At 56.7% G+C, this 23,398-nt stretch carries 25 protein-coding genes and 1 tRNA gene; 12 read left to right on the top strand and 14 right to left on the bottom strand.

Features of this window, described 5'->3' with window-relative positions; all coding sequences use genetic code 11:
* Positions 1-5 precede the first annotated feature (5 nt).
* Positions 6-422: a cupin domain-containing protein gene (locus tag OS190_RS08315; protein ID WP_267158331.1), complete on the top strand. Its 417-nt coding sequence runs from the start codon at positions 6-8 to the stop codon at positions 420-422.
* A gap of 153 nt (positions 423-575) precedes the next feature.
* Here OS190_RS08315 and OS190_RS08310 read toward each other — a convergent pair whose 3' ends face one another.
* Complete coding sequence (locus OS190_RS08310) at positions 576-1,679, bottom strand: anhydro-N-acetylmuramic acid kinase (RefSeq protein ID WP_267158189.1); 1,104 nt, start codon at positions 1,677-1,679, stop codon at positions 576-578.
* Positions 1,680-1,764: 85 nt separating this feature from the next.
* Between OS190_RS08310 and tyrS the strand changes: the two genes are divergently transcribed.
* Positions 1,765-3,015 carry a tyrosine--tRNA ligase gene (gene tyrS / locus OS190_RS08305; protein ID WP_267158188.1) on the top strand — a complete coding sequence of 417 codons (1,251 nt, stop codon included), beginning with the start codon at positions 1,765-1,767 and terminating at the stop codon, positions 3,013-3,015.
* A gap of 55 nt (positions 3,016-3,070) precedes the next feature.
* Here the strand turns inward: tyrS and OS190_RS08300 are convergent, their stop codons facing one another.
* The 3 genes from OS190_RS08300 to OS190_RS08290 all read right to left on the bottom strand — a co-directional run bounded on the left by OS190_RS08300 (position 3,071) and on the right by OS190_RS08290 (position 6,201).
* Positions 3,071-4,882 carry an ABC-F family ATP-binding cassette domain-containing protein gene (locus OS190_RS08300; protein WP_267158187.1) on the bottom strand — a complete coding sequence of 604 codons (1,812 nt, stop codon included), beginning with the start codon at positions 4,880-4,882 and terminating at the stop codon, positions 3,071-3,073.
* Positions 4,883-4,948: 66 nt separating this feature from the next.
* Positions 4,949-5,674, bottom strand: coding sequence for a GNAT family N-acetyltransferase (locus tag OS190_RS08295; protein WP_416237388.1), 726 nt, complete (start codon positions 5,672-5,674; stop codon positions 4,949-4,951).
* Between the two features lie 62 nt (positions 5,675-5,736).
* On the bottom strand, positions 5,737-6,201 hold the full coding sequence (locus tag OS190_RS08290) for an outer membrane protein assembly factor BamE (RefSeq protein WP_267158185.1): 465 nt from the start codon (positions 6,199-6,201) through the stop codon (positions 5,737-5,739).
* A 91-nt stretch (positions 6,202-6,292) separates the two neighbouring features.
* Here OS190_RS08290 and OS190_RS08285 point away from each other — a divergent pair, with 91 nt between their 5' ends.
* The 8 genes from OS190_RS08285 (at position 6,293) to OS190_RS08250 (ending at position 12,449) form a co-directional block, all read left to right on the top strand.
* Positions 6,293-6,844 (top strand): YceD family protein, encoded by a 552-nt coding sequence (locus OS190_RS08285; protein WP_267158184.1) that lies wholly within the window; start codon positions 6,293-6,295, stop codon positions 6,842-6,844.
* Positions 6,845-7,062: 218 nt separating this feature from the next.
* A complete protein-coding gene (rpmF, locus tag OS190_RS08280) occupies positions 7,063-7,269 on the top strand; it encodes a 50S ribosomal protein L32 (protein ID WP_267158183.1) in 207 nt (68 codons plus the stop codon).
* A 46-nt stretch (positions 7,270-7,315) separates the two neighbouring features.
* Positions 7,316-8,422 carry a phosphate acyltransferase PlsX gene (plsX, locus tag OS190_RS08275; protein ID WP_267158182.1) on the top strand — a complete coding sequence of 369 codons (1,107 nt, stop codon included), beginning with the start codon at positions 7,316-7,318 and terminating at the stop codon, positions 8,420-8,422.
* Positions 8,419-9,390 carry a beta-ketoacyl-ACP synthase III gene (locus OS190_RS08270; protein ID WP_267158181.1) on the top strand — a complete coding sequence of 324 codons (972 nt, stop codon included), beginning with the start codon at positions 8,419-8,421 and terminating at the stop codon, positions 9,388-9,390. Before plsX ends, OS190_RS08270 begins: the two co-directional genes overlap by 4 nt.
* A gap of 109 nt (positions 9,391-9,499) precedes the next feature.
* On the top strand, positions 9,500-9,802 hold the full coding sequence (gene ihfA / locus OS190_RS08265; RefSeq protein WP_267158180.1) for an integration host factor subunit alpha: 303 nt from the start codon (positions 9,500-9,502) through the stop codon (positions 9,800-9,802).
* 4 nt (positions 9,803-9,806) lie between these two features.
* Positions 9,807-11,162, top strand: coding sequence for a MerR family transcriptional regulator (locus tag OS190_RS08260; RefSeq protein WP_267158179.1), 1,356 nt, complete (start codon positions 9,807-9,809; stop codon positions 11,160-11,162).
* Positions 11,163-11,228: 66 nt separating this feature from the next.
* Positions 11,229-11,305: transfer RNA gene (locus OS190_RS08255), tRNA-Pro, on the top strand.
* Between the two features lie 70 nt (positions 11,306-11,375).
* On the top strand, positions 11,376-12,449 hold the full coding sequence (locus OS190_RS08250; RefSeq protein ID WP_267158178.1) for a 2'-deoxycytidine 5'-triphosphate deaminase: 1,074 nt from the start codon (positions 11,376-11,378) through the stop codon (positions 12,447-12,449).
* Between the two features lie 134 nt (positions 12,450-12,583).
* Here the strand turns inward: OS190_RS08250 and OS190_RS08245 are convergent, their stop codons facing one another.
* The 7 genes from OS190_RS08245 to OS190_RS08215 form a co-directional block, all read right to left on the bottom strand.
* Positions 12,584-12,841, bottom strand: a complete 258-nt coding sequence (locus OS190_RS08245; RefSeq protein ID WP_267158177.1) for a hypothetical protein — start codon at positions 12,839-12,841, stop codon at positions 12,584-12,586.
* A gap of 70 nt (positions 12,842-12,911) precedes the next feature.
* Positions 12,912-13,517, bottom strand: coding sequence for an SMC-Scp complex subunit ScpB (scpB, locus tag OS190_RS08240; protein ID WP_416237387.1), 606 nt, complete (start codon positions 13,515-13,517; stop codon positions 12,912-12,914).
* Positions 13,518-13,560: 43 nt separating this feature from the next.
* Positions 13,561-14,355, bottom strand: a complete 795-nt coding sequence (locus tag OS190_RS08235; protein ID WP_267158175.1) for a segregation and condensation protein A — start codon at positions 14,353-14,355, stop codon at positions 13,561-13,563.
* A complete protein-coding gene (gene nagZ / locus OS190_RS08230; RefSeq protein WP_267158174.1) occupies positions 14,348-15,352 on the bottom strand; it encodes a beta-N-acetylhexosaminidase in 1,005 nt (334 codons plus the stop codon). The genes OS190_RS08235 and nagZ overlap by 8 nt, the downstream gene beginning before the upstream one ends.
* A complete protein-coding gene (locus tag OS190_RS08225) occupies positions 15,352-16,365 on the bottom strand; it encodes an SPOR domain-containing protein (RefSeq protein ID WP_267158173.1) in 1,014 nt (337 codons plus the stop codon). The genes nagZ and OS190_RS08225 overlap by 1 nt, the downstream gene beginning before the upstream one ends.
* Before the next feature lie 77 nt (positions 16,366-16,442).
* A complete protein-coding gene (gene argS / locus OS190_RS08220; protein ID WP_267158172.1) occupies positions 16,443-18,185 on the bottom strand; it encodes an arginine--tRNA ligase in 1,743 nt (580 codons plus the stop codon).
* A 57-nt stretch (positions 18,186-18,242) separates the two neighbouring features.
* Positions 18,243-19,391, bottom strand: a complete 1,149-nt coding sequence (locus OS190_RS08215; RefSeq protein ID WP_267158171.1) for a deoxyguanosinetriphosphate triphosphohydrolase — start codon at positions 19,389-19,391, stop codon at positions 18,243-18,245.
* Between the two features lie 75 nt (positions 19,392-19,466).
* Here OS190_RS08215 and OS190_RS08210 point away from each other — a divergent pair, with 75 nt between their 5' ends.
* Positions 19,467-19,790 carry a HesB/IscA family protein gene (locus OS190_RS08210; protein ID WP_267158170.1) on the top strand — a complete coding sequence of 108 codons (324 nt, stop codon included), beginning with the start codon at positions 19,467-19,469 and terminating at the stop codon, positions 19,788-19,790.
* 2 nt (positions 19,791-19,792) lie between these two features.
* On the opposite strand, the gene OS190_RS08205 is transcribed toward OS190_RS08210, so the two are convergent.
* Both OS190_RS08205 and OS190_RS08200 read right to left on the bottom strand, forming a co-directional pair.
* Entirely contained in the window at positions 19,793-20,890 is a 1,098-nt protein-coding gene (locus OS190_RS08205; RefSeq protein ID WP_416237378.1) for a DUF6902 family protein, read from the bottom strand.
* A gap of 73 nt (positions 20,891-20,963) precedes the next feature.
* The gene (locus OS190_RS08200; protein WP_267158168.1) at positions 20,964-21,248 is read right to left on the bottom strand and encodes a DUF6749 family protein; all 285 of its coding nucleotides are present in this window, start codon (positions 21,246-21,248) and stop codon (positions 20,964-20,966) included.
* Positions 21,249-21,587: 339 nt separating this feature from the next.
* On the opposite strand from OS190_RS08200, the gene xth reads away from it, so the two are divergent.
* Complete coding sequence (gene xth / locus OS190_RS08195; protein WP_267158167.1) at positions 21,588-22,370, top strand: exodeoxyribonuclease III; 783 nt, start codon at positions 21,588-21,590, stop codon at positions 22,368-22,370.
* An 84-nt stretch (positions 22,371-22,454) separates the two neighbouring features.
* Here xth and OS190_RS08190 read toward each other — a convergent pair whose 3' ends face one another.
* Complete coding sequence (locus OS190_RS08190) at positions 22,455-23,372, bottom strand: LysR family transcriptional regulator (RefSeq protein WP_267158166.1); 918 nt, start codon at positions 23,370-23,372, stop codon at positions 22,455-22,457.
* Between the last annotated feature and the right edge of the window lie 26 nt (positions 23,373-23,398).

The following is a 23,398-nucleotide window of genomic DNA, read 5'->3' as shown; positions in this document are numbered from 1 at the left end:
CACAAATGACCGCCGAACAGATCATCAGCCGCCTTGGCCTCGCTCCCCATCCCGAAGGTGGCTATTACCGCCAGACCTGGCAGGCTCAAAACAGCGGTCGCGCGACAGGCACCTGCATCTATTTCCTGCTAAAGAACAACGAACGCAGCCATTGGCACCGCGTGGATGCCACTGAAATCTGGCTCTATCATGCCGGTGCGCCCCTGGTTCTGTCTTTGGCCGAAACCGATTCCGGCCCCTGCCAGGACCACCTGCTGACACCCGATCTGAGCCAGGGCGAGCCTCAGTGCATTGTGCCCGAAAACCACTGGCAATCTGCCCGTACGACGGGGGATTTCACGCTTGTCAGCTGCACGGTCTCCCCCGGTTTTGAATTTGACGGCTTCACGCTGGCCCCGCCCGGAATGGAAATTCCGCGATAGCAACCCGGTCGACCCCTTGATCCAAGACACCGCCTGAGTCGTAAATCCCCTGCCCCCCAATCACTTTGCCAATAAACTCAAATAGCCACATCACCGACAAAGAACGCGTCAGGATTTGCCCCATGGCGCTGCTTCCCACTCCAGCAACCGAAATCACGGCAGGCTTACCACGCCGCCACCAACGGCCGCCCGCACACCCGTTGTTGTCTCGCAAGAGGTCGGCAATCCCCGTGCCACCCGCACTGCAAGATAGGCAAAGGCCTGCGCCTCGAGCATATCACCGTCCAGCCCGATGGTTTCAACCGGCTCTACCGGGCAATCAAGGCTGACGCGCAGCATTTGCATCAGAACAGGATTGTTGCGCCCGCCGCCTGTCACCAGAACCTTCGACGGCAGGGCGGGACAATGCTGCATGGCTTCGGCCACCCCCGCCGCGCACATGGCGGTCAGCGTCGCAGCAGCATCAGCATCAGACAGTTCCCCTACCAACGCCACCATTTCTGCAAAATCGTTGCGGTCCAACGACTTGGGCGGCATACGCGCGAAATAGGGCTCTGCCAGAAACAGCTCCAGCGCCCCCTGTTCAACCGCCCCCCGCGCGGCCAGTTTTCCCCCGTCATCAAATGGCTTTCCCAAACGGTTCTGCATCAGATCGTTCATTGGCGCATTGGCAGGACCTGTGTCGAAAGCCAGCAATGCGCCTGCATCCTGGGGCCGCGTAACCAGTGGATCAACCCAGGTGAGATTGCCCACGCCGCCAAGGTTCAAAAAGGCCACAGGTGCCTGCAAACCTGCAAAACGTGCACAGGCATGATGGAAAAACGGTGCCAATGGCGCGCCTTCACCGCCCAGCTCGACATCCGCACTGCGAAAATCCCAGACCACAGGACAGCCCAAACGCCGCGCAAGGGCCGCGCCATCACCCACCTGCAAAGTGCCCTGCAGGCGTGGCGCATGCGCCAAGGTCTGCCCATGAAACCCAATAAGATCAACGCGTTCCATTGGGTCCAACAAGGCGACATGCGCCTGTTCCACCACTTCTGCGGCTGCCTCGACCGCGGCCCCATGCCACAGCCCAAACCCCGCGGCAATAACCGCACGTTCCTGGGGTGTGTAACTGCGATAGGCTGTAGGCCCAAACGCCAGAATATCATGGCCGTCCGTGACCAGCACCGCTGCATCGACCCCGTCCAGAGATGTCCCCGACATCGCCCCCAAGGCCCGCACCGGCCCCTCCTTGCTGATCGCCCTGTTCATATGACCTGCCTCAAACCTCGGGCCTTTCCCTTGTCGGCCCATGCGCCTATAGATGCCCCGCAAAGCAAGCGTGAGGCAAGACACCATGACCTATCATCCCAAATCGGAATTCATCACCGTGATGATGTCGCGTGGTTTCCTCGCCGATTGTACCGACTATCAAGGTCTGGACGAGGCCTTTGCCGCGGGTGTTGTGCCCGCCTATATCGGCTATGACGCCACGGCCCAATCCCTGCATGTGGGGCATTTGATGAACATCATGGTGCTGCGCTGGTTGCAGAAATGCGGTCACAAGCCGATCACCCTTATGGGCGGTGGCACCACCAAGGTGGGGGATCCGTCTTTCCGCAGCGATGAACGCCCCTTGCTTGGCCCCGAACAGATCGCGGCGAACATCACAGGTATGCAGCAGGTGTTTGCAAAATATCTGCAATATGGAGAAGGTGCGACCGACGCCTTGATGTTGAACAATGCCGAATGGCTGGACGGGTTGAACTACCTTGATTTCCTACGCGACATCGGGCGGCATTTCAGTGTCAACCGCATGCTCAGCTTTGAAAGCGTGAAGTCGCGTCTGGATCGTGAACAATCGCTGTCCTTCCTCGAATTCAACTACATGATCCTTCAGGCCTATGATTTTCTGGAACTCAATCGGCGCTACGGCTGCCTGTTGCAGATGGGCGGGTCCGACCAATGGGGCAATATCGTCAATGGTATCGACCTCACGCGCCGGGTGCTCGACAATGAGATTTACGGGCTGACTACACCGCTGCTCACCACCTCGGATGGGCGCAAGATGGGCAAATCGCAAGGCGGTGCCATCTGGCTGAACGGGGATATGTTGTCACCCTATGAATTCTGGCAGTTCTGGCGCAATACAACCGATGCTGATACGGGTAAGTTCCTGAAGTTGTTCACGGAAATTCCGGTGGCCGAATGCGAGCGTCTGGGTGCGCTGGAAGGCTCCGAGATCAATGCAGCCAAGATCATCCTTGCCAATGAGGTCACCAAGTTGCTGCATGGTGCAGATGCTGCGGCAGCTGCGGAATCCACAGCGCGTGAAGTCTTTGAAAAAGGCGGTGTCGGCGACGATCTACCCACCCTGACGCTCAGCCCGGCAGATGTTGGTGACGGAATTTCCATTGTGCAACTGCTGGTCAAATCCGGTCTTGCCGGATCGGGCAAGGAAGCCAAACGTCTGATTTCCGAAAACGGGGCCAAGATCAATGACTCACCGCTGACCGATGCGGGCATGATGGTAGATGCCACCGCCCTTGTTACCCCGATGAAACTGAGTGCCGGCAAAAAGCGTCACGCCCTGGTGCAGATCGGCTGACCCCGTGACAAGGCCTGAGGGGACCGCAGGCGAAGGCCAACCGTTTCGCGCCGCATTACTCGGCTGCGCGCTCCTCCAACATCAGCCATTCTTCCTCAAGGGATGCCAGCTTTTCCTGACGTTCAATAAGGGCTTGCGTCGCTTTCTTGAACTTGACCGGTTCACGGATGAACAGTTCCGGATCGGCCAGAAGACCTTCGACCTTGGCAATTTCGGCTTCAAGCCGCTCAATGTCGGCTGGTAAAGCCTCAAGCCGGTGCTTTTCGGTGAAACTCAGGCCCTTTTTGCCGGCCTTCCTGGGTCCATCCTTGGCCACCGCAGGCTTTTTGGTCTCGGTTACACTGCTGGCAAAATCGTCCTGCCCGCGTTGCATCAGGTAATCTGACCATCCCCCGGCATAGACCGTCGCCCGCCCGTCACCTTCCATCGCAATGGTCGTCGCGGCCACACGGTCCAGAAAATCACGGTCGTGGCTGACCAGAATCACCGTGCCATCATATTGACCCAGCAATTCCTGCAACAGGTCCAGCGTTTCTACATCCAGATCGTTTGTCGGTTCATCCAGCACCAGCAGATTGCTTTCACGCGCCATGATCTTGGCCAACAACAAACGCGCCTTTTCACCACCCGACAAGGACCGCACAGGTGCCCGCGCCTGCGCTTCGTCGAACAGGAATTCCTTGAGATAGCCGACAACATGCTTGGGGTTGCCGCGCACCAATACCTGATCGGCCTTGCCTGACACCCGCATTTCGGGATCCCCGGTCAATGAATCCCACAGGGTCATGTCGCCATCCAGTTGCGCACGCGCCTGATCAAACAAGGCCAGCGCCAAATTGGTGCCCAGCGTCACCGCACCCTCATCAGGAGAGTCCTTGCCAATCAGCATGTTCAGCAGCGTCGTTTTGCCAACCCCGTTCGGACCGACCAGCGCAATTCTATCGCCGCGTTGCACCTTCAGCGAAAAATCCCGCACAATGGTCTTGTCACCAAACCGTTTGGTTATATTGACCGCCTCGATCACCTTGCGCCCTGATTTCGGCCCGGCTTCAAGTACCATGGCGGCAGCACCCTGTCGGTTGATCTGGGACGATCGTTGAGCACGCAGCTCCTGCAAGGCCCGTACCCGGCCCTGATTGCGTTTGCGCCGCGCAGAAATACCCTCGACAGCCCAACGGGCCTCGGATCTGATCTTGCGGTTAAGCTTGTGACGCTGGGTGTCCTCCTCTTCCCAAACCTGATCCCGCCAGGCTTCGAAAGCGCCAAACCCTTTTTCCTGTCGTTTCACGTTACCCCTGTCGATCCAAAGGGTTGCGCGGGTAAGCTCACGCAAAAACGCGCGATCATGGCTGATAATCACAAAGGCGGTGCGGGTCGCTTTCAGTTCTTCTTCCAGCCAGCGGATCGCTTCGATATCCAAATGGTTGGTCGGTTCGTCCAACAACATCAATTCCGGCTCTTCCGCCATCAGCCGTGCCAATGCTGCGCGACGCCGCTCGCCGCCACTTGCCGTTGCCACGGGCCTGTCAGGATGAAATTTCAACCCTTCGCCAGCCCGTTCAACCTTGTACATCTCCGACATCTCAAGCTTGGCCGACGCGAAATCACCCAGGGTCTCATAGCCACACAGATCCGGGTCCTGTTCCATATAGCCTACCGAAACGCCCGGTCCCGCAATCACGCCGCCCCTGTCGGCTTCGACCAGTCCGGCCATGACCTTCATCAAGGTGGATTTCCCCGATCCGTTGCGCCCGACCAGGGCCACACGGTCCCCCGGCTGAACCACCAGGGACAGATCTTTGAATACCGGATCACCGCCAAAGGTAAGTGAAATATCATTGAGTTGTAAAAGAGGTGCACGTGCCATGACCCGCAGCTAAACGCCACCTTCGCGAAGGTCAACGCGCCCTGGCTTCATCTTGCCAAATAAACTCTAAACCAAAGCCCGCAACAAGCGCTTTCGGCTCTCGGGGATCGCCCCGGTTTCAACGCCGGTAAACACATGCAACGTGTTCATCTGGTGATCCACAACCGCATGATCGCTCACCCGGCCGCCCATCAACAGATAACTACGCAAGAGCGGCGGCATCTCAAGCAAAGCCTTGCGAAGGTCCGACACCCTCCCCATCCGGGTAGCAAACCGAAAGACATCCGGTGCCTTGACGCATGGTAACCACCGCTCCGGGGCCAGATGCCGGTCATGCAACAAGGCAAAAGCATCCAGATAGACCTCCGGATTGATGCCGGCAAAAGAGGAGCATCCAAACAGAAAGGTGATCCGCTGGCGGTCCACAAGATCGGTCATCACTGCCCAGGCGATGCGCAGGATGTCTGGATCCTTGCGTTCCGGCGCGATACAGAAACGGCCCAGTTCAAGCATCCGCCCCTGAAAGCGCGCCAATGCCTCCAGATCATAATATTGCGCGGCATAACTTCTGCACAGACTGGCACCATCCAGCTCCAGCAGACGATAACAGCATACCAGCGTGCCGTCGGTAAGGTCTTCGATCAGGATATGTGTGCTGATGTCGTCAAACGGATCCCGGTCACGCGGCGATCCCAAAAGAAAACTTCTTGCCCGCAGGCTCTGCGCGGCAGCCAGATCCGCTGCGCCTGCTGCCGCCCTTGCACAGAAACGCCCTTTGTAAAGTGGGGCAATCACGTGCCGGTTCCTGATTGCAACGCGAAGGCGCGCATCACAGGCAGGCAGCTCATGCAGTCCTAGCCTCCAAAGGCTGTGGGATTGAAGCGTCCGATGTTACCCAGAAGTTGGCGCAGAAAGTTGTTGTCACTGACCGGCGACGAAGTCACGCGCCGCGACAAGGGTACAACGCGGCCCCGCTCAAGGCCAAAGCGTTCCACATTCTGAACAACACCGGCTTCGCTAAAGCTGATTGCGACAACCTGACGGTCGATTTCCTGAGGGGCCAGGGGTCCGATTGTCTTGGTGCGCATCCGCACGTAATAATACCCTGAGGAATTCAGAACACCGGAAGAAGCAGGTACGCCAATCTTGTCCGCGACCGTCTCCCGCGTGTCGCTGCCGACTGCGATCAGTTCAAGGTCTTCGGCAGGCGGCACATAACCGTAGTTGTTGAACTGTGGCGCACAACCTGCGACACCAAAGACCAACGCCAAGGCGGTGGCCCGAATGGCCCGAAGGCCCGATTGGCGAATGGTGCGCATGATGTCTGCCCTCTTGCCCTTGGAACGTCTGGCTTTTATCCCGCATACACCATGCAGCACCTTGTGTTCAAGAAACGAAAGTAGACCAGATATGGCGCATCCAAATTCCAGCGACACGGCGATCCGCGTCTCCGACCTGTCCCAGAGCACCGACAACGCCTTTGCCCTGCGTCCGGATGCGGAAGAGTTAAAGACGATTTGCAGTGAACTTGGCTTTCTCACCCTGCGCAAACTCAGCTTTGATGGTCAAATCACGCCAATCGGAAACAGCGATTGGGCGCTCGAAGGTCAGTTGGGCGCCACCATTGTACAGCCCTGCGTCGTCACGCTCGAACCTGTCACAACCCGGATTGATGTCGCCGTCAGGCGACAATACCTCAGCGGCTATACCGACCCAGAGGAGCCTGAGGCAGAAATGCCCGAGGACGATAGTACCGAACCACTGGGCAACTGGATCGATCCCGGACAGGTCATGCGCGAATCCCTGGCGCTGGCGGCACCCGACTATCCGCGCAAGAATGATGCAACCCTCGGACAGATGGTCTATACCAAGCCCGGTGAATCCCCGATGACAGACGAGGACGCCCGCCCCTTCGCCGGACTGGCTGATCTGAAAAACAAACTGGAGAAGGGTGGCAATTGAAACCTGTGATCGAAAGGGCATTTTTCGCGCAGGGTCGCGACTGGCGGCATTATCACTTGCGCCCGCGGTTTTTCGCGGTATTTTGCCGCCCTCACCCGAATTAAGGTTGGACATCGCGGCCTGCTTTGCCTAAAGCGGCGACACACCCAACCGGGGTCAAATGAAACACGGGGTTTTGCAAGTGTGCAGGAGCCCCCCGAAAAACAAAGGCACCAGTCATGGCTGTCCAGCAGAATAAAGTTTCCAAATCGCGTCGCAACAACCGTCGTGCGCACGATTCTCTTACCGCCGCAAACCCGAACGAATGTTCCAACTGCGGTGAACTGAAGCGCCCTCATCACATCTGCGCATCTTGCGGTCACTACGACGACAAGGAAATTGTCGCACTGACGGAAGAAATCGAACTGGATGAAGACGCGGCCTAACCTTAGGCAATCGGTTTTTGCAGATCATAAAAGGGCATTCGCATCCATGACGGTACCGACCGATCATACCGACGCGAAGCCTGATGCCCGTTCGGACCATATCCGGTCGAACGGACGCACCCTTATTTCCGTGGATGCCATGGGGGGGGATGAAGGCCCGGCAGCCGTTGTTGCCGGGTGTTCTTTGTCTGCAGAGATCAATCCCGATATTGCCTATATTTTGCACGGCGATGAGAGCCAGCTTGCACCATTGGTTGCCAAATATGCCGGGTTGAAGAACCGGTGTCATATACGACATGCCAGCGACGTGGTGTCGATGGAAGACAAGCCCAGTCAGGTTGTGCGCACCGGCAAGGAAACCTCGATGTGGGCGGCCATCGAATCCGTTCGCTCCGGCGAGGCAGCGGTCGCCGTTTCCTGTGGCAATACAGGTGCCTTGATGGCCATCTCGATGATCCGCCTGCGCAGATTGCCCGGTGTGAACCGTCCGGCAATTGCCGTGCTCTACCCGTCCTCGAACAAGCAAGGTTTTAACGTGATGTTGGATGTTGGCGCGGACATCCGCGCCGATGCAGAAGACCTGCTGCGCTTTGCGCTGATGGGGGCCTCCTATGCCCGCAACGGCATGGACCTGCAGCGGCCCCGCGTTGGCTTGTTGAATGTCGGCACCGAAGAACACAAGGGGCGTTCAGAACTCAAGGAAGCCTATGACCTGATTCGCGGTCAGGAGGTGAATGTCGGGTTTGATTTTGTCGGATTCGTCGAGGGAGGGGATATTTCCGGTGATGTGGCAGATGTCATTGTTACCGACGGCTTTACAGGCAATATCGCGATCAAGACCGGCGAAGGCACCGCCAGCCTGATTGGCAACCGCCTGCGCGAAGCCTTTGGCTATTCGATCCTTTCGCGCCTCGCCTCGCTGCTGGCTTATACATCACTTGTCCGTCTGAAGGCCAAAATCGACCCCCGGCGCGTCAACGGTGGTGTCTTCCTGGGATTGAATGGTACAGTTGTGAAATCCCACGGATCAGCAGATGCGACGGGTGTATCGGCAGCCATCAAATTGGCGGCACAACTGGCTCAGAACCAGTTCAACGACAAACTGGCTGCGCGAATCGCAGCCACACTTCCCGCGGAGGAGACCCCGGAATGACGACCCGCGCTGTAGTGATTGGATGTGGACACTTCCTGCCTTCCCGCGTGGTAGAAAATGCCGAATTCGAGGCAACGCTCGACACCAATGACGAATGGATCCGGACCCGTTCCGGCATTGAACGGCGTCACTTTGCTGCCGAGGGCGAAACGACTTCGACCATGGCCACAGCCGCAGCCCAGGCCGCTCTGGATGATGCCGGTCTCGCAGCCGACGACGTAGATGCGATCATCCTGGCAACCTCCACGGCGGACCTGACCTTTCCTTCCGCGGCCACAATGGTACAGGCCCAATTGGGCATGAACCGCGGTTATGCCTTTGATATTCAAGCTGTTTGTGCTGGATTCATCTTTGCCCTGAGTAATGCGAACGCATTGATAGTCTCGGGTCAGGCCAAACGTGTAATGGTGATCGGAGCCGAAACTTTCAGCAACATCATGGACTGGACCGATCGCAGTACCTGTGTGTTGTTCGGCGACGGTGCTGGGGCACTTCTGCTTGAAGCACAAGAAGGGGATGGCGCGTCGGCGGACCGTGGTGTGCTGTCTACCGATCTCAATTCCGACGGGCGTCACCGCGACCTGCTTTATGTTGATGGCGGCGTGAGCACCGGAACCACTGGCTATCTGCGCATGCAGGGCAATCAGGTGTTTCGCCATGCAGTAGCGAAACTTGCCGCAACGGCCACGACAGCGATGGAGCGCGCAGGCATCACCGCCGAAGAAGTGGATTGGATTGTACCGCACCAGGCCAATATCCGTATCATTCAGGGCACCGCCAAAAAATTGAATCTGCCGATGGACAGGGTCGTGGTCACGGTTCAGGACCATGGCAACACCTCTGCGGCGTCAATCCCGCTGGCCTTGTCTGTAGGGCGCGACCGTGGTCAGATCAAAGCGGGTGACATGATCGTGACCGAGGCCATCGGCGGCGGCCTGGCCTGGGGTGCCGTTGTCCTGCGCTGGTAAGTTGCGCTTTTTACAGACTTGTTTTCGCTCAAAGACGGCTATGCAAGCCATTGATATTGACTCTGAAAATTGCCCGCGGCTAAGGTAATGAAAATACCGGGGGACAAAGATGCCGAATAAAACCTTGACGCGTATGGACCTGAGCGAGGCGGTCTTCCGCGAAGTGGGTCTGTCACGCAACGAAAGCGCACAATTGGTTGAATCCGTACTCGACCATATGTCTGATGCATTGGTCAGCGGGGATCAGGTCAAAATCTCCTCTTTTGGTACATTCAGCGTGCGTGACAAGACTGCGCGAGTCGGCCGCAACCCCAAGACCGGAGAAGAAGTGCCCATCAATCCCCGGCGCGTGCTGACCTTCCGTCCTTCACACCTGATGAAAGACCGTGTCGCGGACGGCAACAAGTCCTGATCTGATGGCCAAATCGGCAGACGCGTTCCGTACCATTTCCGAAGTTGCAGACTGGTTGGGCATTCAGGCCCATGTGCTGCGCTTTTGGGAAAGCAAATTTACGCAGGTGCGACCTGTCAAACGCGCGGGTGGACGACGGTATTACCGCCCAAACGATATGTTGCTGTTGGGCGGGATCAAGCAATTGCTGCACGAGGATGGTTTGACCATCAAAGGGGTGCAAAAGATCCTGCGCGAAGAAGGCATGGGCCATGTCGCTGCCATGTCGCCACCACTGGATGAATTGACCCACTCACAGGTGCAGGACGCCTCACAGGCCTCGGTTGCGGAACCACCGAAACCACACCTGGAAGACAAGGGCATTGTACTGAATTTCGAACAATCGCCGGCCAAGGTCGAAGACACAGTTTTGGAACCAGAAGCCGCTGCGCCAGCGGCTATTTCACAGGTAAAGAGCGAAGATCCTGTCGACGAACAGCGCGAGGCTTTGGCAGACGATGTGGAGAAACCAGAGATCACAACCGATGCAGTTTCCGCCACCCCAGACGATAGCACTTCTGACGCGCCGATACCTGTAATGGGCGAACCCGAAACTTCTGCCCCTGCGGCTGAACCCGCAGCTTCAGAAACGGATCAACCCACAGTCGACTCTGACGACAGCAAATCAGATGTGCCGGCACCTGAAGCGCCCGAGCCTGAAACCGCTACGCCCGAAGCCGTTGAACCGCCGCTCCAATCCAACGCAAAGACCTCAGAACCGGAATCAGAAGCACCCGATGAGACCGCAGCGCCCGCTTCTGCACCGGAACCTGAGGTACAGGTTGAAACAGCCCCTGTCGCTACAGAAACACCTGGCAAGCAAACCCCCGCCACAGAAACGCCTGCTCCCGTTGAAGCGCAGGCCGCCACAACTCCGCCAGAACCTTCTGCCCTGCCCCCTGAAAACCTTGCTGCCGCTGGGCAGGATCCCGAAACAACCGCAACGGCGGATACACCAAAGGGCGAAGATTCCTCACTGCCGGAAACTGCGACCCTGCCCGCGTTCTTGCGTCGACCGATGGCGGATCAACCCGCGCCCTCGGACAATCCCCCGGTGGACATGGCAGAAACAAAAGAGACAGAAGCCCCCGAACCCGTCGAACCGCCGTCACCAAAACCACGCATGATCGACATGCCCGATTTTACGCCCGAACACGACATCGTGGCCCATCCCGCGATTCTGTCGACCGCCTGCCGTTGCAAGCATCTCTCTACCCGGCAGGCTCGCCAGATTGCGCCCCTGCTCGCCAAGCTGGAAGTATTGCGTGATTCCATGGCGACCACCCGCAGCGGCGCAACCAAATCAGGATCAAACGGGTAATCCAATGCCTGCAGGCTTAGTTCGCTCTTGCACGGCTGTGAAGATCAGGTATGAACGCCCCCATGTCGGGCTATGGCGCAGTCTGGTAGCGCGTCCGTCTGGGGGACGGAAGGTCGCAGGTTCGAGTCCTGCTAGCCCGACCAACCGACATATTTCACACGCCCGCTGCACCTTGGGTGCGCGGGCGTTTGAATTTGAACAAAGAGGCGAAACATGCAGGGTGTGATCCCCAATCAATTGATCGCCAGGATGATTGAGAAAGGCGAGATTACAGCGCGTCCTGCTGTACAGCCGGCCCAGATCCAACCCGCCAGCCTTGATCTGCGCCTTGGCGATGTGGCCTATCGCGTCAGGGCCTCTTTTCTTGCTGGACATGGTGCCAATGTCTCGGACCGCCTTGCCGAATTCGAAATGCACCGCGTCGACCTGAACAACGGTGCAGTACTTGAAAAAGGCTGTGTTTACGTTGTGCCCTTGATGGAGCGCCTAGACCTGCCCGCCGATGTGTCAGCCGTTGCTAACGCCAAAAGCTCGACCGGCAGACTTGATCTGTTGACCCGCGCAATTACCGACGGCGGTACGGAATTCGATCGCATTGCCTGTGGCTATTCCGGCCCGCTTTACGCTGAAATTTGTCCGCGTTCTTTTTCCGTACTTGTCCGCCCCGGCATGCGTCTGAACCAGATCCGCTTTGGACGTGGCGATGCGGTACTGGATGACACTGCATTGCAAGCGCTGCACAGCGAAGTACCATTGGTCGACGGTGACGCCGTGATTGACGACGGCCTGGGCTTTTCCGTTGATTTGAAATTACCGGATACAACGCTGGTCGGTTACCGTGCCAAGCCACATACCGGTGTGATCGACCTGGATCTAATTGGCCATTATGCACCTGCGGACTATTGGGAAGAAGTTCACACCACCAACGGCCAGATCATCCTGGACCCTGGTGCATTCTATATCCTTGTCAGTCGCGAAGCGGTGACAATCCCGCCGAACTTTGCCGCAGAAATGGCGCCCTACCTCGCGATGGTGGGAGAGTTCCGTGTGCATTACGCTGGTTTCTTCGATCCTGGTTTCGGCTTTGCTTCTGCGGGGGGTGCGGGTTCTCGCGGCGTTTTGGAAGTCCGCTGCCACGAAGCACCCTTTGTCCTGGAACATGGTCAGGTTGTTGGCCGACTTGTCTATGAACGCATGTGCGAAGCCCCGACACAATTGTACGGAGCGGCACTTGCATCGAACTATCAAGGGCAAGGATTGAAACTGTCCAAGCATTTCAAGGTTTAGGGTTGCCTCGTAAGCACCTGAAATGACTTTCAAATCCCCCGCGATACAAGAACATGAAATGATCCGGCCAATTGTGACCGAGACAAAAAACGTCTTACTGCGACGATATTGAAGAAACGTTGCGACGCCCCAGCTTATTTGAGGCGGCGTATCAGTTTCATCTGTTGCCGCTGCTGACGGGCCTGCTGCCGGGATCGCTGCTGGTGGTTACGGTCCTGCCGCGTCACTTCGGGCCTCAACGGATTGCCATAGTCGTCCAGAGCATCAGGTGGCAATTGCTGCGCTTTGCGGCGCTGACCCATCTGGCCGGCTTTATCAATGCCCGCGTTGATACCGCGACGCACCAATTGGTTCATCACTTGACGGATGATCATATTGATAATCTGGTTCATCTCTTGGTCCTCGAATTGCCTCAATGTGTAATATAGCGCGGATTGAGGCGATTTTCAGGCCCCTGAGCGGTCAATCCTCGAAAAGTTCGGATTGACCTTCGCTTGTCTCTTCTTCGACCTCGCCATCGCCCAACACCGGCCCGGCCCCAAATGGCGGGCGGTTTTCCAGTAACCCCGCCGACCGCAGCTCTTTCAACCCCGGCAGGTCGCGTGCGTTTTCCAGACCAAAGTGATCAAGGAATTCCTGCGTCACCACAAAGGTAACCGGACGTCCCGGAGTCATCTTGCGTCGGCCAAAGCGGATCCACTCCATCTCCAGCAATTGATCCACAGTACCACGCGACACGGAAACACCTCGTATTTCTTCGATCTCTGCACGGGTCACCGGCTGATGGTAGGCGATGATCGCCAGGGTTTCGATGGCTGCACGACTCAGCTTGCGGACTTCGACGGTTTCCTTTTGCATCAAAAAACCCAGATCTGCCGCCGTCCGCATGGCATAACCGTCCCCGACACGGGCAAGCTGTACACCGCGCCCTTCATAGCGTTTGCGCAGATGCACCATAGCTTCGGCAGCATCACATCCATGCGGCATTCGCGCTTCAAGTTCTTTGATCGTGATCGGCTCTGATGTCGCAAAAAGAACCGCCTCGATCATGCGTTCCTGTTCGGCCATCGGCGGAGCCTCGAATAGGCTTTCTTCTTTTTCTTCAGTATGTTCAGTCACGCGGCTCTTCCCTCTTACGTAACTGGATTGGCGCGAAGGTATCGCTTTGCCGAATTTCCAGATGCCCTTCTTTAACCAGTTCAAGGGAGGCTGCAAATGTCGCCGCCGTGGCCGAACGACGCTTGACCGGATCGCTTTCCCAGCCTTCGGGCAAATAACTAAGCAGATCACCCCAATCGCCGGCATAGCCGATCAGACCACGCATCCGGTCCAGCGCCTGTTCCATCGTGAAAACCGCATCGCGATCAAGGACAAAGGGGCGAAAATCATCCTTGGTCTTGATCCGCGCATAACCCTGCATGAGTTCCAGGAGAGTTGCCGTATAGGTGATCTTGCGAACCCGCTCGACCTCGTTCGTGTGCCCCCGCGCAAAAAAATCACGCCCTAGTTGATCCCGTGCCATCAACCGTGCGGCTGCATCGCGCATCGCTTGCAAACGCTCAAGCTGGAACGCCAGATGTGCAGCAAGTTCTTCTCCGGAGGGACCGTCCTCGGTTGGATCAGGAGGCAAAAGCAGTCGCGATTTCAGGAAGGCCAACCAGGCCGCCATCACCAGATAATCCGCAGCCAGTTCAAGCCGCAATGCCTTGGCCTTTTCCACAAAGGCAAGGTATTGCCGCGCCAGTTGCAGGACCGAAATCTTGCGCAGATCAACCTTTTGCGTGCGACTGAGGGTCAATAACAGGTCCAACGGCCCTTCAAAGCCGTCGACATCTACGATCAACGCTTCGGCGGCTATCCTTTCGGCAACCGATGTCTTGTCTTCTTCGAATAGAGTTTCAGCCATGCTCTGCCCCGCCCAAAAGCGCTTCAAACTCGCGCTCAAGGGCTGGAATGTCAACGTCATCGGGGGCCTTGCGCATCGACAGGGCCCGCTCAGCGCGGATCTGCGCCTGAGGGGTCATACGCCCCGCAGCTTGGGTGACGGCGCGACGGTCTTCGAGGGAAGCATTGCAATAAAGCACAAGATCACAACCAGACGCGATGGCATTGACGGCATTTTCCGCCGGTGCACCTGACAAGGCCTGCATCGAAATATCATCGGTCATGATCAGGTTGTCGAAACCGATTTCCTCGCGGATCAATTTCATCACTTTGGGCGACAGCGTCGCTGGCATGACGTCGATCGCTTCATAAACCAGATGCGCGGTCATCCCCATTGGGAAATGGTTCAGCGCTTGGAATGGTAGGAAATCAGAATCCTGCAGGTCACTGAGCGGTGCCGAAACCAATGGCAAGTCGAAGTGGCTGTCCATCGTCGCCCGACCGTGGCCGGGGATATGTTTCACAACCGGCAGTACACCGCCATCCAACAGGCCAGCGCCTGCGGCACGGCCCAGGGCTGCCACACGGACAGGATCGCTACTGTAACAGCGGTTGCGCAGGAATTGATGGGTTGCCACACCCGCAACATCGACCATTGGCGCGCAATTGCTGTCGATCCCGACCTTGTGCAACTCATCAGCAATGATGCGATACATCAGATACAGGGCACGCGGTGCGGTTTCACCTGACAGCGCCACCAGTTCCAGCGGGGGCAACCAATCGCGCCAATGCGGACTGCGCATCCGCTGGACGCGCCCACCTTCCTGATCGATGGTAATTACAGCATTGCGGCCCACGGCCTCGCGCATTTCCGCACATAGTGCACGCACCTGTTCCGGCGTATCGATGTTGCGCGCAAAAAGGATAAATCCGAAAGGATCGGCCTCACGGAACAGGGCTTTTTCCGCGGCGGTCAAGCGCAGACCATCAGCGTCGATGATCGTTGCCCCATAATTCATCAGCGTGTCACAACCGGAATACAATCGGCGTTTTGAGCAACAAGGGCCGAACAAAACCGACGCGCGTCCGCAATGTCCTCGAACCCCATGGCCCGCAGACGATAGAACACGCGGCCCCCGCTGGTCGCTTTCTGTACGATACGCGTTTTGTCCGAAAGATAGGCATCAAACCGCACAGTCAATTGATCCCATTGCTCGCGTGCCACTTCGGGACTGTCAAAGGCCCCCAACTGGGCCAACCGCGTGCCGGCGGGCAAGCTTGCAGCATTTGCCTCGGCTGTTTTTGCCGCCGGCGCGCTTGCAGTGCTGAGCGCTGCCGGGGTGATCACCGCGCGCGTTGCCGGCCGTTTTTTCGGGCGTTTGGAGCGACGCACACCCGGGGCTTCTATCACCGAGGCAACCTGACGTTCGGCTTCGGTCACCTCGGCCAGCACGGCTTTGTTTACAGAGGCTACAACCGTTTCGCTGTCCTCACCGACATCGCTCAGCGGGGCGACGCCTGCCGTCATTTGCGCCACAATATCATCGACATTGCCGCTTTCCAGCGCTGCGATCACCTCTTCCGCATCCAATATTGGCGCTTCGGACAGGGCTTGGACACTCTCTTCCTGTTGCACCGGTGCCACCATCGCGGCGGGCATGACCTGATCTTCATCCAAAAGATCGATAGGTTTGGGTGCCAGGATCAAGCGATCCGCAGGCGCTGCCGCTGTGCCGAGTGCGGCCACCGCATTCACGGACAAACCTTGATGACTGGCCGTTTCACCCCCCGGATCATCAGGTTTGATGCGCATTTCGCCGCTGGCAGCACGCACAACGGGGATACCGCTGACATCGCGCACCAGCAATTTATATCCCCAGATACCAATACCGACGATCAGCACCAAAGATAGCGCGGCACCTGCGATATTTGTGAGTGTTACCAGCCTGTTGGAAGACCCTTTTACGGTGTAATCCGAATGTTGGTCGTCATAGTATTCCCCCGCCATGGGGGAAGACGTGAAATCTGCCATCTTTGCCTCATTGCCCTGCGGATACATTGTCCGAAAGGTCTGGTCTTGGGGTTGCCTGTATTCGGCGCTTTTGTGCGTTACCGCATCTCGTCCGCCGGATTGACACCAAGAATACCAAGACCGGCAGCAATTACAATCGCCGTGGACCGAGCAAGGGCAATTTTTGCTTGCGATGTGGCCACATCATCCTGAATGAAGCGCAAAGAAGGGAGTTCATTGCCCTTGTTCCACAAGCCATGCAGATCCCCCGCAAGTTCATACAGGTAAAAGGCCACCCGATGTGGTTCATTGCTGCGTGCAGCCGTTTCAACCAGCCGGGGCCATTCTGCGAGTTTACGCAGCACCGTGAGCTCGCTCTCGTGATCGAGCAGGCCAAGATCGGAACCGGCCAGGGTTGCATCGTCTACAGCGATCCCGGCCTCGATGGACTTGCGCAAGACCGACGCGACCCGTGCATGTGCATATTGCACATAAAACACCGGGTTCTCGCGGGATTGTTCCAGCACTTTATCAAAATCAAAATCCAACATCGCGTCGTTTTTGCGGGTCAACATAACAAACCGTGTAACATCCGGACCAACCTCGTCGATCAGATCGCGCAGGGTAATAAAGGTCCCTGCCCGTTTGGACATTTTGAATTCCTCACCGTTTTTGAACAGCTTCACCAGTTGCGTCAGCTTGATGTCCAGCGGCACCTTGCCCTCGGACAAGGCTGACACCGCGGCTTTCATACGTTTGACATAACCACCGTGATCCGCGCCAAAGACATCGATCAATTGGTCGAAACCACGTTGGACCTTATCGTAATGATAGGCGATGTCAGGTGCGAAATATGCCCAACTGCCGTCGGATTTCTTAACCGGCCGGTCTTCGTCATCACCGTGTTCAGTGGATTTGAACAAGGTCTGAATGCGCGGCACCCAATCGTCGCTGGGCTTGCCTTTCGGGGGCGGCAATGTGCCTTCATAGATCAGGCCCTTGGCGTTCAGGTCCTCGATTGCCGCTTCGATCCGGCCGGTGCCGTAAAGTGATTTCTCCGAAAAGAAGACATCCATCTCGACGCCCAGCGCCTTGAGATCCTCACGGACCATATCCATCATGGCATCCGTTGAGAAACTTCTGACATCCTGCAACCAGAAGGATTCATCCTTCCCCACATAGGCATCACCCACCTTGCCCTTGAGCGCCTCACCTGTCGCAATCAGATAATCCCCGGGATAGGTTCCTTCGGGAAAGGCGACTTTCTGACCATGTGCTTCGAGGTAACGCAGATAAACAGACCGGGCCAGCGTATCGACCTGCCCGCCGCCATCATTGATGTAGTATTCACGCGTGACATCATAACCGGCAAATTTCAGCAAGGACGCCAAAGCATCACCAAATACCGCGCCGCGTGTGTGACCCACATGCAGCGGTCCCGTCGGATTGGCCGAGACATATTCGACGTTAACCTTTTTACCCTGCCCCAGCGAACCACGTCCAAAGGTCGTACCTTCGGTCAGCACGGTCGTGGCAACAGCTTGCCAAACTTTCGAGGCCAGCCGCAGGTTCAAGAAACCGGGCCCGGCCACTTCCGCAGAGGTGATACGGGAATCTTCGGCCAGCTTCACCGCCAGAGCGTCGGCAATATCACGTGGTTTCATCTTGGCTGGTTTTGCCAAGACCATCGCCGCATTGGTTGCCATATCCCCATGTGACGCATCGCGTGGTGGCTCTGCCGTGATCGGGTCAAGGTTCAACCCTTCAGGCAAGGTCCCGGCCTGGACCATGTCCTCTAGTGTGTTCAGGATCAACGTGCGGATTTCAGCAAAGATATTCATGGGTCATTTCCTTATTCACGCCTCATCTATCACCTCAAGAACCGCACTCAACCCCTATCAGGCCTTCCCACCGACCAGTCGCGCATGTTCTGCATATGCAAAACGGTCGGTCATGCCCGCGATATAGTCGCTGACCATGCGCGCCAGGGTCGTCCGGTCCTGAGCGGCGGCTTCGATCTCGCGGGCCCAATGTCGCGGCAACAGGTCGGGATTCTCCAAAAACAAAGGGAAGAGTTCCTCAACCACAACCGTCACCTCGGCGCGTTTTTCCATAACTGACGGTGCCCGATACATACGGGCAAACAGAAAATTACGAATTGCGCGAATATCCTGCCACATCTGAGGTGAAAAACGAATGACGGGGTACCCGAGGCGACGGATCCCGGCCGCAGATCCGGCATCCGCTTCGGCCAGTAATTGCCTTGAGGTTTCAATGACATCCGCGACCATCATACCAAACACGCGTCGCAATGCCTCGTGGCGGCGGCGGTAAGGATCGGTATCAGGATACCTCGTATCGACCTCGGCATAGGCGGCGCCGATCAAGGGGAGCTGCGCAATTTCTTCTTCGCTGAACAACTGCGCGCGCAAGCCATCGTGCAGGTCATGATTGTTATAGGCAATATCGTCGGACAGGGCCGCAACCTGTGCCTCAGCACTCGCATGGGTGTGTAATTCAAGATCATGCACCGCATTATATTCGGCAAGCGCATATGGCAAATCGCCAACAACCGGCCCGTTGTGCTTGGCAATCCCTTCCAAGGTGTCCCATGTCAGGTTAAGTCCATCGAATTCAGCATAATGACGTTCAAGCGAGGTCACAATCTTGATCGCCTGCGCGTTGTGATCAAATCCACCGTAAGGAGACATAAGCAGGTGCAAAGCATCTTCACCCGTATGTCCAAACGGCGTATGCCCCAGATCATGCGCCAGGGCGACAGCCTCGGTCAGTTCACTGTTCAAGCCCAGGGCTCCTGAAATTGTGCGGGCCACCTGTGCCACTTCAATCGAATGGGTCAGGCGCGTGCGGTAATAATCGCCTTCGTGCTCAACGAAAACCTGCGTCTTATGCTTGAGCCGTCGAAAGGCGCTGGCATGAATAATTCTGTCCCGGTCCCGCTGATAGCAAGAACGAAAGGTGCTTTCCTCCTCCGGCACGCGCCGTCCCATGGCCTGTGCAGGATCAGAGGCAAAAAGTGCGCGCATCGCGGCTGGTCCTTGTGGCCTGTCCCTTGCACTTCTATATTGTAGGAACCGAGCGATTAAAACCGAGAGCTTAAAATGAACCTGCCGCCCAAAGTGACACCACGTGCTTTCGAACGTCTTGCAGAGATCGGCGCGTCCGAACAGGGCAAAGCCCTGCGTGTCGCAGTGGAAGGTGGTGGATGTTCGGGATTTCAATACGAAATTGAACTGGACGACCCCAAAGCGGATGATCTGGTGCTGGAAGGATCAGGCCAGAAAGTTGTGGTTGACAGTATCTCCCTGCCTTTCCTCGCAAATGCCGTGATTGATTTTTCGGAAGAATTGATCGGTGCCCGTTTTGTCATTGAAAATCCAAATGCGACTTCGGCTTGTGGCTGTGGTACTTCATTTTCGATGTAGCATTAGCCCGCCCCGACCGCCCAGCGATTGCCAGCCCGTGCAAAAGCTTCGAAAAACACATCAAACTTACCAGTCGACGCCTCTGTAGCCTGCAATATGTCACGACTTTGTCGTGCAAGCAGCGGCATGATACGACCACGCATGGATGCCCAATCGCCGCTGCGTCGTGCGCCCAACTCATACAGACATTCTGACAATGGCCGCAGCGCGCTGACGGGCCTGGATGTTGCACGAAAATACAAGGGACCATTCGGTACCGGTGCGTCAAAACCGGTTTCTCCCGACACGGCCTGCGCCCAACCTGTCATCAAATAGGCATGATAGGCATCTTGCTTTGTTTCCTCGGCCCTTCCCGCCGTCGGCAGGATTTGCCCATGGGTCTTTTCAATCGTGCGGATCCATGCCCTGTTGGGAGTGGTCCCGGCAAATGTCAGCGCAATACAGACTTCGGCAAGCAAATCATGATTTTGGTCCAGAAAGGCCAGAACCCCGGCAAATTCAAGGCTGGTCAAGGTCGCCGCGCTCAGCGCCGGGTCGGTCTTGCCGTAATCTGACAGGTAGAACACGATATGGGTCAGTTCATAGGCCGCTTTTTTGTTAGGCAAGGCAAAGGTTTCCACCCGTTCGGAAAAGCTGCGCAGCCGCTGTGCCACCTTGGTTCGCGTCAGGACATCACCTGCGCCACGTCGTGCCAGCAATCGACAGGCTTCGCCGCGCTGCAAATCTGACAGTTCCGCTTGAGCCAGTTCTTTTCGGGCAACCCAATGACACAAGGCCTCCCCCTTGTTGCCGTCAAAGCCGAGATCTTCCAGGTCCAGACAAAGCGAAAGATAAAACCGGTAATATTGCGGAAAGAACCGGAGCTGTTGGTCGATCCGCTCGTAAAACTCGGCATAGGGGGTCAGATCAAGCGGTGCGCGATGCGCTTGGGTGGACGCCAGTACGCCCAGCAGTTCCGCGTTTTCCTTGAGCCAGAAGACGTCGTCAGGTAGGCGCCGCTCTGTTGCCACAGCATTTACGAGTATCTGCAGGTTCATATCCCGACATCCGTGCCCGACTGGCAGGCAGTCAACGGGCGGGAAGGTAATGATATTGGTCATGGCAAGCCTGATTTCGGGGGATTGAACAGGTCCAGCATCAATTCACTGGACCCGTTGGAACGTGACAAGATGATCAGACGCTGCAGGTATACAGCCCTGTCTGGTCACCATCCATAACTGCGGATCGCATGTTAAGTACGCTACAAGTGAACATTTCCACCTTGTCACCGTCCATCACGTCAGCCCCTGCGCCCAGGACGCTGCAGGTGAACATCTCAAGACCGTCCCCCGCCATCATATCAGCAGTAGAAGCGAGCGATCCGGAACTGAACATCTCCACCCCTGCACCAGAGTCAATGCTATGGGCATCGGCTGTTCGTGAGGCGGCAAATACGGAAGAACGTGCAAGTGCTGTCATGGTTATACTCCTTTTGGATGTGAAAAACCGCAATCATAAGTTGCAGCAAACTCAGCGTTGCCCGTCAAAATCGTTCTGCCAAATGGAATTTTTTCGACTTTCTTTTGTCCACAAGATCACACACATTGACCTCCGGCCACAGTAGCGCGACCCTGGACGATAAATGAGGGTTTTCCACAGTAAACAAAAGAGTTACACACAGTAAGTGACCGCGACTGTTTCCCTACAAACTGGTGGACATGTGCAACCAAAAGTTGATTTAGCCCGATGAGAATCACCCTAAGGTGAAGCGGGCTACTAGCGGGATCTGACGCGTAACGGGATTTGGCGGAGACGAAGATGAAGATCGCAACCTTCAACATCAACGGGATCAAAGCCCGCATTGACGCCCTGCCCGCCTGGCTGGACTCTGCCCAACCGGATGTGGTCCTGTTGCAGGAAATAAAATCGGTTGATGAGACATTTCCGTCCGACATCTTCGAAGAGCGCGGCTATAACGTGCACACCCATGGTCAGAAATCATTCAACGGTGTTGCGATCCTGTCCAAATATCCCCTCGAAGATGTCACAAGAGGTCTGCCGGGTGATGACAGCGACGTGCAGGCGCGCTGGATCGAGGCCACCGTGATCGGCGAAAGGGATGCCCTGCGGATCTGCGGGCTGTACCTGCCCAACGGCAACCCAGCTCCTGGTCCGAAATACGACTACAAGCTGGCCTGGATGGAACGCCTGCAGGATCGGGCCAAGACACTCTTGAAGGCCGAAACTCCATTCTTGATGGCAGGCGACTATAACATCATTCCCCAGGCTGAAGATGCAGCAAAGCCCGACAGTTGGCGTGAGGATGCGCTGTTTCGCCCGCAATCACGCGCTGCCTGGCGCAAATTGGTGAACCTCGGTCTGACCGATGCATTCCGCGCCCGCACACAGGGGCCAGGACACTATAGTTTCTGGGACTATCAGGCTGGTGCCTGGAATCGCAACAACGGCATCCGCATCGACCATTTCCTGCTTAGTCCAGCCGTGGCAGATTGGCTGCGCGACTGTCAGATCGACAAAGAGATTCGGGCCTTGGAAAAACCTTCGGACCATGTACCAGTCTGGATCGAACTGGATTTCTAGACGACCCTGTCATTAGAGGGCACAGATTGGCATGAATACCGCTCTTGGCTGCCCCTCATGGCAGTGAGAAGCGGCATATCCTTTTCACAGTTTGCAGGTCTCTTTCACATGGGTTTCAAAGAAGTCGGAGAACGTCGCCACCCGCAGAGGCAACCGATTATAGGGCGGATAATAAAGCGTTAGCCAGATTTCGGAAATCGACCAGTCAGGCAAAACCTCAATCAGCCGGCCCGCGTCCAGATCTGCGGCGACAATAAAACGCGGCAACAGGGCAATACCTTCTCCGTTCAACGCAAGTTTCGCCAACAGATCGCCGTTATTGACACTGAAAGTCCCGTCAACTTTGTGACTGCGATGGGATCCGCCTTTGGACAGTTCCCAGGTCTCTTCCCGTGTTTCAGCATCATAGCTGAGACAGTCAAACCGGTGCAGATCATCGGGCGAATCTGGCAGCCCCTTTACAGCGCCATAATCAGCCGAGGCGACAAGGACGCGCGGGACCTTGCAAATCTTGCGCCAGATGGTTGATTTGTCATTCGGCGGTCCTGAAACCCGGATGGCCAGATCGAAATCTTCTTCGACTATATCAACGAACCTGTCAGACAGGCTTACTGCGACATGGGTCTTGGGGTGCAGTGTTGCGAATTGCGTCAGGACAGTGGGCAGCACCTCGAGCCCTAGTGAAATGGGCGCACTGATCCGGATACGACCCGCTGTCATGCCCTGCGCCTCGCGTGTCTCTTCGACGGCAGATGCCAGACCCTTTGCCAGTGGCGTCACCCGTGCAGCATAAAGCGCCCCTGCAGATGTCAACGAAACCCGCCGTGTCGTGCGCACCAGCAATTGCAGGTTCAACCTGTCCTCAAGCGCCGCAACCGTGCGCGTGACAGAGGCAGGCGTCATGCCAAGCTGGCGTGCCGCACCGGCAAAACTTTCCAGTTCAGCCACAGCGAGAAAGACGCGAATAGATTCCAGTTCACCCATGATCTCATTATTACGCATACTGCAACAGTCAATGCAATATTATA

This window comes from Sulfitobacter sp. F26204 (assembly GCF_026410305.1).
GTDB lineage: Bacteria > Pseudomonadota > Alphaproteobacteria > Rhodobacterales > Rhodobacteraceae > Sulfitobacter.
This window is presented reverse-complemented; position numbering and strand designations above follow the sequence as displayed.

Bases quoted from the DNA above. Each gene is read 5' to 3' on its own strand.
- nagZ (WP_267158174.1), bottom strand. From the start codon at position 15,352: ATGAATTATGGGGCAACGATCATCGACGCTGATGGTCTGCGCTTGACC.
- OS190_RS08285 (WP_267158184.1), top strand. From the start codon at position 6,293: ATGGCGCATCCAAATTCCAGCGACACGGCGATCCGCGTCTCCGACCTG.
- OS190_RS08290 (WP_267158185.1), bottom strand. From the start codon at position 6,201: ATGCGCACCATTCGCCAATCGGGCCTTCGGGCCATTCGGGCCACCGCC.
- OS190_RS08315 (WP_267158331.1), top strand. From the start codon at position 6: ATGACCGCCGAACAGATCATCAGCCGCCTTGGCCTCGCTCCCCATCCC.
- xth (WP_267158167.1), top strand. From the start codon at position 21,588: ATGAAGATCGCAACCTTCAACATCAACGGGATCAAAGCCCGCATTGAC.
- OS190_RS08205 (WP_416237378.1), bottom strand. From the start codon at position 20,890: ATGACCAATATCATTACCTTCCCGCCCGTTGACTGCCTGCCAGTCGGG.
- OS190_RS08310 (WP_267158189.1), bottom strand. From the start codon at position 1,679: ATGAACAGGGCGATCAGCAAGGAGGGGCCGGTGCGGGCCTTGGGGGCG.
- OS190_RS08215 (WP_267158171.1), bottom strand. From the start codon at position 19,391: ATGCGCGCACTTTTTGCCTCTGATCCTGCACAGGCCATGGGACGGCGC.
- OS190_RS08235 (WP_267158175.1), bottom strand. From the start codon at position 14,355: ATGGCTGAAACTCTATTCGAAGAAGACAAGACATCGGTTGCCGAAAGG.
- OS190_RS08210 (WP_267158170.1), top strand. From the start codon at position 19,467: ATGAACCTGCCGCCCAAAGTGACACCACGTGCTTTCGAACGTCTTGCA.
- scpB (WP_416237387.1), bottom strand. From the start codon at position 13,517: ATGGCCGAACAGGAACGCATGATCGAGGCGGTTCTTTTTGCGACATCA.
- OS190_RS08300 (WP_267158187.1), bottom strand. From the start codon at position 4,882: ATGGCACGTGCACCTCTTTTACAACTCAATGATATTTCACTTACCTTT.
- OS190_RS08200 (WP_267158168.1), bottom strand. From the start codon at position 21,248: ATGACAGCACTTGCACGTTCTTCCGTATTTGCCGCCTCACGAACAGCC.
- OS190_RS08225 (WP_267158173.1), bottom strand. From the start codon at position 16,365: ATGGCAGATTTCACGTCTTCCCCCATGGCGGGGGAATACTATGACGAC.
- OS190_RS08250 (WP_267158178.1), top strand. From the start codon at position 11,376: ATGCAGGGTGTGATCCCCAATCAATTGATCGCCAGGATGATTGAGAAA.
- tyrS (WP_267158188.1), top strand. From the start codon at position 1,765: ATGACCTATCATCCCAAATCGGAATTCATCACCGTGATGATGTCGCGT.
- plsX (WP_267158182.1), top strand. From the start codon at position 7,316: ATGACGGTACCGACCGATCATACCGACGCGAAGCCTGATGCCCGTTCG.
- ihfA (WP_267158180.1), top strand. From the start codon at position 9,500: ATGCCGAATAAAACCTTGACGCGTATGGACCTGAGCGAGGCGGTCTTC.
- OS190_RS08260 (WP_267158179.1), top strand. From the start codon at position 9,807: ATGGCCAAATCGGCAGACGCGTTCCGTACCATTTCCGAAGTTGCAGAC.
- rpmF (WP_267158183.1), top strand. From the start codon at position 7,063: ATGGCTGTCCAGCAGAATAAAGTTTCCAAATCGCGTCGCAACAACCGT.
- OS190_RS08190 (WP_267158166.1), bottom strand. From the start codon at position 23,372: ATGCGTAATAATGAGATCATGGGTGAACTGGAATCTATTCGCGTCTTT.
- OS190_RS08270 (WP_267158181.1), top strand. From the start codon at position 8,419: ATGACGACCCGCGCTGTAGTGATTGGATGTGGACACTTCCTGCCTTCC.
- OS190_RS08245 (WP_267158177.1), bottom strand. From the start codon at position 12,841: ATGAACCAGATTATCAATATGATCATCCGTCAAGTGATGAACCAATTG.
- argS (WP_267158172.1), bottom strand. From the start codon at position 18,185: ATGAATATCTTTGCTGAAATCCGCACGTTGATCCTGAACACACTAGAG.